Here is a 221-nt window from a genome sequence, read left to right as displayed (position 1 = left end):
CGTGAGCATGAAGAAGGTTATGAAGTCATCGAAGGGAAAATGCCTTTGCTTGTTACAGTTGTAAAATCAGCCAATGAGCCCCGGTTTGCTACGGTGCGCGGCACAATGAAAGCAAATCGGAAGGAAATTCCCGTTTTGACACTTGCTGATTTGGATGTAGATGAGAAACGTCTGGGTTTAAAAGGTTCTCCTACACAGGTAAAGAAAATCTTTACGCCTCC

1 protein-coding gene is annotated in these 221 nt (G+C 44.3%); it reads left to right on the top strand.

Features of this window, described 5'->3' with window-relative positions; genetic code table 11:
- Nucleotides 1–221 (top strand): electron transfer flavoprotein subunit beta/FixA family protein (locus Ga0466249_RS26340; RefSeq protein ID WP_376769335.1); only part of this gene is annotated, 221 nt, incomplete at both ends.

This window comes from Pelorhabdus rhamnosifermentans, from assembly GCF_018835585.1.
Taxonomy (GTDB): Bacteria; Bacillota; Negativicutes; order UMGS1260; family UMGS1260; genus Pelorhabdus; species Pelorhabdus rhamnosifermentans.
The sequence above is the reverse complement of the archived record's forward strand: the minus strand, read 5'-3'. Positions and strand labels throughout refer to the sequence as shown.